Here is a 6,167-nt window from a genome sequence, read left to right on the forward strand (position 1 = left end):
GACCCCTGGGTGGTTGGGAAAGGCGATCGCTTGTTTCTGGAAACTTCGAGAAACCTGGCGATCGCATTCCGGCACCCGGACACGACGCGGAAGGTGTTTGATGTGATGCCGCCGGTGCAGCCGTCCCCACAGAAGCGCGATCGCACCGGATATTGACTCCTGTAACTCAGCCGGCACTCTGTTACAGATTTTTAAAAAATTGTCAAGTGCGGATAACCGAATACTTTGTTCCGTCAAACCGAATGGCGATTCGTGCTATGCGATCGCCCGAGTTGTGGGGATATCTAAACTCAAATGAGGGTGACTTACAATGTATTGTTGACACTCCGGGTCTCTTCAGAGCGGGGAGTGTCAATTCTGACAACTGACGCTGGGTATCCCAAACCCCGTATATTGTCTGACTTCTGGTTCGTGGAACCCCAAGATGATATCTTCTTTGGGAATACCAGCTTGCACCAATTCATCAGCAATTCCATCTTCGGTTTGGTCCCACTGAATCCAAACGCGATCGTCGATAATTTCCACATGAAGGAGACAGCTATGAAAGTGTTGTTGCTCTATCCATCCTTCGGATAGAATCAAATACTGACCATTTTCACCGTCAAAAGCGGCGCGATTTTTGACCGGAATATTGGCGTAATTAATCCGGGCGTAAGGCTTCATAACTTCGCAGATGATTGGGTGGTATTTGTTTAATTTATCCATCGAGTAATTTCCTCCAAGTTTGGATCGAAAACAATCAGTTTTAAATTCTGGTCTGACAGGATAATTTGACCGATTGTTTCGGCTGATAATCGTTGAAAAACTGCCTTTCTGATGGCAATATAAAGATTTTTGTCCGAGTTCAAGTATTTGAGTATTTTGTCGTATAGATAATATTGACCCAGGGCATTTTTTAGATCTTCGATTTCAGATTTTCCGACAAAGCTTTTAACTTCTACTGCAATTTTTACTCCCTGTTTTTCGGCGACCAAAAGTTTCTCGGCTGCCAAATCTATGAAAATATCTTTTTGACCAACTTTGAGACTGAGAGGGTCATCTGTAATTGTCCATCCATCTTTGAGCAGTGCTATTTTGACACAGTTATGATAAATATCTTTTGCCGGCATCTCATTCAACCCCACCTCATGGGTTCAGATTTTAGCACTTAGTTCGACTGTTTGTTATCAACTCCGAAAAGTTGGCAGAAACCAGATACAATGCGATCGCTCTTCGTGTAGCACAGGCATCTTGCCTGTATAATCGGGAGTGCGATCGCCTAAATTGACCGAGTATTGCATCGGGTTCGGTGAAATGAGCATTTTCGTTGAATTTCCAGAACAGTTGTTGGTGGCTTGTCGGGAAGAACCCGAAGGGTTTAAGCGACGGGTGATGATTTTGACTTTGGGTCAACTCTATGAAGAGGGTAAAATTTCTTCGGGGGTGGCGGCGGAGATTTTGGGATGCAGCCGTTTGGAGTTTTATCGTTTGATTGGCGAACGGGGATTTGCCGCGATCGACTACACCGAAGCTGAGTTTGAAGAGGAGGCGAAAACCAGTCGAGAATTAGCCGAGAAATTGAGGGATCGATGAAGGTTGTTGTCAATGGGAGGCCATTAATTGCTTTGAGTCTCATCGATCGCTTGCAACTGTTACCCCGGTTATTTGATGAGATTTTTATCCCGCCCACCGTATATCGAGAGGTGGCTATTCAGGGGGGCGATCGCCCGGGTCGCGAAGCGATTTTAACTCGAACGGGGGCGATCGTGCAAGCTCCGGCAGGGACTTCCAGTATTGAACCGTTACTTTTGGGACTCGATGCCGGAGAATTTGAAGTCATTTTGTTGAGTCGGGAACTCCAAGGGGATTGGGTCTTGATTGATGAGCGTTTGGGACGGCGGGTCGCTTTGAGTTTGGGTTTACCTGTGAAGGGAAGTTTGGGGCTTTTACTGGCTGCTGTCGGTGCAGATTTAATGACTCGGCAGGAAGCCAGGGAATCGGTTTCGCAGTTGCTTAAAAATGGCATTCGTTTGAGTTCGCAACTGATTCGGATGTTTGAATCGGAGTTGGAACGGCTGTGAATGAGTCGGGGTCGCTCCGTTTGTCGTCTCGGCATCAGACTTGGGAAATGCGATATGTGTACCCACGCTGCGCGATCGCTCCTTTTCCGGGCATCTTGCCTGTATAATCGAGAGCGTCGCTCCCATCCCGTCAACCCCCAGCCCTCATGGCTCCATCGGAATTGCTGACGACAGCCGTTGTCGCGATCGCATTCCGGCACCCGGACACGACGCGGAAGGTGTTTGATGTGATGTGGCGGGTGCAGCGGTCCCCACAGAAGCGCGATCGCTCTACCCACAGACTAGGCGATCGCTCCTTTTCCGGGCATCTTGCCTGTATAATTGGCAGGGTCGCAATCCTGGGCGGAACCGGAGTTATACCGATTGAGGACTGGGGCGATCGCCACTTCTGCTAATATACCCGCTTATGGGGGGAGTAAGGGGGGATGTGGGCTGGGAGTCGGCGGTTGGCGATCGCTTTGAGGGGTGATATAATTCGGGTTGATGCCTCCATAAATTCTTTCACCGCAGGGGGAGGTGGCAAGGTGCGATCGCATTACATCACAGCCGGCCTACCACTACCCTAGCAGGATTACTGAAATCCAGGGAAATGGGGATGGCGATCGCTTTTTGAAAACCATCCACCGCCTCTTCTAGCTGACGGCTCCGCAGCAGTTGATTACCCCTCACTAAATCCCTGACTCCCCAGAATCAAGTCTATATAGACCGGTTGGATTCACCCAGGGATTATACCATCATCAGGATATTCTTGCCAAGGATTTTAATCAACCCACAATCAACTACACTTGTCAAGTACGGATAACCGAATGCTTTATTCCGGCAAACCGAATGCCGCTCGCTCTAGGTAATGCGATCGCCGCCCTCGGTATGGGAGCTACACTTCCCCATCTTCTCTTCTCAACTCGGATACCGGCTCAAATTCTCTGGTATTGTGAGTGACCAATATTAAATTATTGACCATGGCTCGCGCCGCCATCAGCAAATCATCAGGGTCGATTGGGGTTCGGCAACTCGCCAAGTTGTTTGGGATTTCTCGGGCATTTTTGGCGGCTCTATCATCCCCAGGTAAGGAGACCAAAAAATCTCCAAATTCTGGTGGCATTGCCAAGTTTGGCGGCGGATTTTCACTCTCGCTTCGCCCCATAAAATCACTCAAATTTCACCGTGGTCAAAGCAATGTTTGGCATGGTGGGCGATCGCCATTTGATGGGTGATTGAGGCTTTGATTTGCTCACCAATTATGGCTCGTTTTCGGGGCATCTTGCCTGTATAATTGGCAGGGTCGCACCCATCCTTGGCGGAAGGGGAGTTATACGGATTGAGGACTGGGGCGATCGCCACTTCTGCTAATATACCCGCTTATGGGGGGAGTAAGGGGGGATGTGGGCTGGGAGTCGGCGGTTGGCGATCGCTTTGACGGGTGATATAATTCGGGTTGATGCCTCAATAAATTCTTTCGCCGCAGGGGGAGGTGGCAAGGTGCGATCGTATTACATCACAGCCGGCCTACCACTACCCTAGCACGATTACTGAAATCCTGGGAAATGGGGATGAAGTGCTGAAGTGCGATCGCTTTTTGAAAAGCATCCACAGCCTCTTCTGGCTTACCGCTCCGCAGCAGTTGATTACCCCTAACTAAATCGCTGACCAATTCGCTGACTCCCCAGATAAAGCATATGCAATGCCGAAACCATCGGCTATTATACCAAAACATGGGAGACAGCGTTAACGACAGCATCTACTGAAACACTACATTCTGTTTTACTGTAATGAAGATGCTTTTGCGCCTCATCTACTTCAGCTACAATATAAGCATATTTATGGTTGAAAACCTGGCTTAAACGCCAATAGCAAATGTTAATATAGTTTTCTGGAAATATCTCAATTACTGTGCAGTTAGAAGAAGCAAATACTATGTTAGTTAAGCCAGCTCCGTGTGGACTAACTATGACCTTGGCATTAGCAAAAGTCTGAATTTGTTGCTCATAGGAAAGACGACCAGGGGTAACTTTAACAAATCCTAATTTTTCAAGAGCGCTAAACACTTCATATTCATTCAATAACTTTCTGCGACTGGGTTGGTCTTCTCGACTAATAAATATCAATTCTGGTAAATCCTTGATGGGATTCTTAACATTTTCCCAATAATAATCTTTAACTGAATCAAACACTTTTTTTATCTGGGGGGGTAGTACAAAAGCTATGCCTGATAAGTATGACGAATAAACAAGAGATCGACATAAAAGCGTTTCATTACCTACCGGCTCTAGGGCTGATAAATCTATTCCAAGTAACTGCAAACTTCTTTTTTGCCAATTATTCAAGTCATGATAAATTACTCTAAATTTGCCTGAGTTAATTTTTGTTTTTAAATAATAAGCTACTGGTAATAACTGAGTGTGCCAGTGATAATAGTTATAAGCGAAACCTGCCGCAAGTAGTATCGTTGGCTCATTAATAATCCGAGGTTTGATGTCCTCCGTCAGCATCAGTATTCCTTTGTCGCTTTGATCAGATAAAGCCTGCCAGTTGACTAGATATAATGAATCCTGCCAATATTTTTTCATCCGAGAAATTACCAAAGAGGGGCTAGAAGGAAGTACCAAAGCCCAGGGGAAGCGAGCTAAATAAACAGGCTTGGGAGTATATATAATACTTTGAAACTTACTTGTTTTAACAGAAGAATCAAAACAAGCTTTTTGTATGATATTATCCACACCAAAATTGGTGACATTTTCATCTGAATTTGGCTTGTATATATAAACTTTTTCTTCTTCCGCAGCAAAGAGTAAATTTTCATTTTCAGCAATAACTATCTCTGAGCTATCTATAGCCATCGGTGAGAGCTTGATTTTGTTTTTATTAATGGATTGGGGTTCTAAAACCAGAGTCAAACTCTTATGGTTGGCAAATTTACTCAACTGGTCATTTCTCAAGAGAATACATTTTCTTCCTTGCGTTATTATCCCCAAGTTCTTGCTTATGGCAAAATCACGAATAGCATTCCCTGTAGGAGGATATGGAAAATCATCTCCAAATATAATCCCACCCTGACTCAGTAACGGATAAAAATTGTGCAGGTCGTTGGTCACAGATTCATAGTCACGGGCTGCATCAATATATATGAGATCGGCTTTGATTTCATTTCTATCAAAAAAAGCTGCTGCTGTTGCTGATATCATAGGAAATGGTATAATGTAGTCCTTTAATCCAGATCTAATAACATTGCTCAAAAATCTCTCGTACAAACTAGGATAACCATGTTTTAGATAAAGTTGATTACGCCATACTTCCTTTTCCCAGTGTTCTAGGTTACCCAGCCATGTATCCACGCAGAGTACACGAGAAGAATTAAGGTTTAAATCACGTAAATTTTGAGCCATTAAAATTGCTGAATGACCCTTCCAACTGCCAACTTCAATAATGATCTGTGGCTTAATAGTTTCTATGAGAATTCTAAAGCAATCAACATCACTTAAAAAACTTTGGTTATCTACTGGCAACAAACTTGAAAAAGTTGAAGTTGGAAACTGCCCGTAAATTTTTTTAGCTAGTCGTTCAGATGAATTAATGTCTGAGTTTTCGATACTATTAACCGACTCTAACTCGGGCGCAAATTTATCCAAACTGGGATTCAAATCCGTTGCTTTCTGATAAGCTACTCTCGCTTCTTCTAAACGTCCCAACTGTTCTAAGGCTTGTCCCAGCTTGTAGTGAGACCAATGGAAATTTGGATGAAGTGCGATCGCTTTTTGATAAGCCGCCACAGCCTCTTCTAGCTTACCACTCCGCAGCAGTTGATTACCCCTATCTAAATCGCTGACCAATTTGCTGACTCCCCAGACTAAAAAAATGCCGAAACTGTCCCCCATTATACCACAGCCATAGAAATTTGTCAAGTTGCGTAAGTATCGTGATATGGTATAATTACGGTGTGTGTCAGGGTTGAATGTGGATTGGGAAGTTAATTATGAGGAGTAGTCAAGGAATGAGTGCGGGTGAGTTACTGAGACAGGCGAATCAGTTGAAAAGGTCTGGGAAGTTGGATGAAGCGATCGCATTACATCACAGCCGGCCTACCACTACCCTAGCAGGATTACTGAAATT

Annotated in this window: 12 protein-coding genes; 5 read left to right on the forward strand and 7 right to left on the reverse strand. The window is 44.8% G+C overall.

Translation table 11 applies throughout. The features are described 5' to 3' along the window. Positions 1–351 precede the first annotated feature (351 nt). From P5683_RS21860 to P5683_RS21870, 3 genes are read right to left on the reverse strand one after another with little or no spacing between them, the layout of a single operon-like run. A complete protein-coding gene (locus tag P5683_RS21860; RefSeq protein WP_006670241.1) occupies positions 352–705 on the reverse strand; it encodes a XisI protein in 354 nt (117 codons plus the stop codon). Next, positions 693–1,109: an element excision factor XisH family protein gene (locus tag P5683_RS21865; protein ID WP_006670242.1), complete on the reverse strand. Its 417-nt coding sequence runs from the start codon at positions 1,107–1,109 to the stop codon at positions 693–695. The genes P5683_RS21860 and P5683_RS21865 overlap by 13 nt, the downstream gene beginning before the upstream one ends. A 57-nt stretch (positions 1,110–1,166) precedes the next feature. Further along, entirely contained in the window at positions 1,167–1,301 is a 135-nt protein-coding gene (locus tag P5683_RS21870; protein WP_260378525.1) for a hypothetical protein, read from the reverse strand. Between P5683_RS21870 and P5683_RS21875 the strand changes: the two genes are divergently transcribed. The 4 genes from P5683_RS21875 (at position 1,294) to P5683_RS21890 (ending at position 2,626) form a co-directional block, all read left to right on the forward strand. Beyond that, on the forward strand, positions 1,294–1,572 hold the full coding sequence (locus P5683_RS21875) for a UPF0175 family protein (RefSeq protein ID WP_006615913.1): 279 nt from the start codon (positions 1,294–1,296) through the stop codon (positions 1,570–1,572). The two genes, P5683_RS21870 and P5683_RS21875, sit on opposite strands and share 8 nt — an antisense overlap. After that, a complete protein-coding gene (locus tag P5683_RS21880) occupies positions 1,569–2,060 on the forward strand; it encodes a hypothetical protein (RefSeq protein ID WP_006670244.1) in 492 nt (163 codons plus the stop codon). The genes P5683_RS21875 and P5683_RS21880 overlap by 4 nt, the downstream gene beginning before the upstream one ends. A 146-nt stretch (positions 2,061–2,206) precedes the next feature. Then, positions 2,207–2,455 (forward strand): hypothetical protein, encoded by a 249-nt coding sequence (locus P5683_RS21885; protein ID WP_315640545.1) that lies wholly within the window; start codon positions 2,207–2,209, stop codon positions 2,453–2,455. A gap of 30 nt (positions 2,456–2,485) precedes the next feature. Further along, complete coding sequence (locus P5683_RS21890) at positions 2,486–2,626, forward strand: hypothetical protein (protein WP_315648805.1); 141 nt, start codon at positions 2,486–2,488, stop codon at positions 2,624–2,626. Here P5683_RS21890 and P5683_RS21895 read toward each other — a convergent pair. Both P5683_RS21895 and P5683_RS21900 read right to left on the reverse strand, forming a co-directional pair. Beyond that, positions 2,601–2,729, reverse strand: coding sequence for a hypothetical protein (locus tag P5683_RS21895; RefSeq protein WP_315644913.1), 129 nt, complete (start codon positions 2,727–2,729; stop codon positions 2,601–2,603). The two genes, P5683_RS21890 and P5683_RS21895, sit on opposite strands and share 26 nt — an antisense overlap. 205 nt (positions 2,730–2,934) lie before the next feature. Beyond that, complete coding sequence (locus P5683_RS21900) at positions 2,935–3,204, reverse strand: type II toxin-antitoxin system VapC family toxin (RefSeq protein ID WP_315640547.1); 270 nt, start codon at positions 3,202–3,204, stop codon at positions 2,935–2,937. Positions 3,205–3,333: 129 nt separating this feature from the next. On the opposite strand from P5683_RS21900, the gene P5683_RS21905 reads away from it, so the two are divergent. Then, positions 3,334–3,477 carry a hypothetical protein gene (locus P5683_RS21905; protein WP_315669481.1) on the forward strand — a complete coding sequence of 48 codons (144 nt, stop codon included), beginning with the start codon at positions 3,334–3,336 and terminating at the stop codon, positions 3,475–3,477. Positions 3,478–3,555: 78 nt separating this feature from the next. Here P5683_RS21905 and P5683_RS21910 read toward each other — a convergent pair whose 3' ends face one another. Continuing rightward, positions 3,556–3,711, reverse strand: a complete 156-nt coding sequence (locus P5683_RS21910) for a tetratricopeptide repeat protein (RefSeq protein ID WP_315640549.1) — start codon at positions 3,709–3,711, stop codon at positions 3,556–3,558. A 49-nt stretch (positions 3,712–3,760) separates the two neighbouring features. Beyond that, positions 3,761–5,887 (reverse strand): glycosyltransferase 61 family protein, encoded by a 2,127-nt coding sequence (locus tag P5683_RS21915; RefSeq protein ID WP_396442935.1) that lies wholly within the window; start codon positions 5,885–5,887, stop codon positions 3,761–3,763. Between the last annotated feature and the right edge of the window lie 280 nt (positions 5,888–6,167).

Source organism: Limnospira sp. PMC 1279.21, from assembly GCF_032349615.1.
Classification (GTDB): Bacteria; Cyanobacteriota; Cyanobacteriia; order Cyanobacteriales; family Microcoleaceae; genus Limnospira; species Limnospira fusiformis.

Excerpts from the sequence above, each read along its gene's own strand:
- P5683_RS21860 (WP_006670241.1), bottom strand. The coding sequence starts at position 705 with ATGGATAAATTAAACAAATACCACCCAATCATCTGCGAAGTTATGAAG.
- P5683_RS21865 (WP_006670242.1), bottom strand. The coding sequence starts at position 1,109 with ATGCCGGCAAAAGATATTTATCATAACTGTGTCAAAATAGCACTGCTC.
- P5683_RS21875 (WP_006615913.1), top strand. The coding sequence starts at position 1,294 with ATGAGCATTTTCGTTGAATTTCCAGAACAGTTGTTGGTGGCTTGTCGG.
- P5683_RS21870 (WP_260378525.1), bottom strand. The coding sequence starts at position 1,301 with ATGCTCATTTCACCGAACCCGATGCAATACTCGGTCAATTTAGGCGAT.
- P5683_RS21880 (WP_006670244.1), top strand. The coding sequence starts at position 1,569 with ATGAAGGTTGTTGTCAATGGGAGGCCATTAATTGCTTTGAGTCTCATC.
- P5683_RS21885 (WP_315640545.1), top strand. The coding sequence starts at position 2,207 with ATGGCTCCATCGGAATTGCTGACGACAGCCGTTGTCGCGATCGCATTC.
- P5683_RS21890 (WP_315648805.1), top strand. The coding sequence starts at position 2,486 with ATGTGGGCTGGGAGTCGGCGGTTGGCGATCGCTTTGAGGGGTGATATA.
- P5683_RS21900 (WP_315640547.1), bottom strand. The coding sequence starts at position 3,204 with ATGGGGCGAAGCGAGAGTGAAAATCCGCCGCCAAACTTGGCAATGCCA.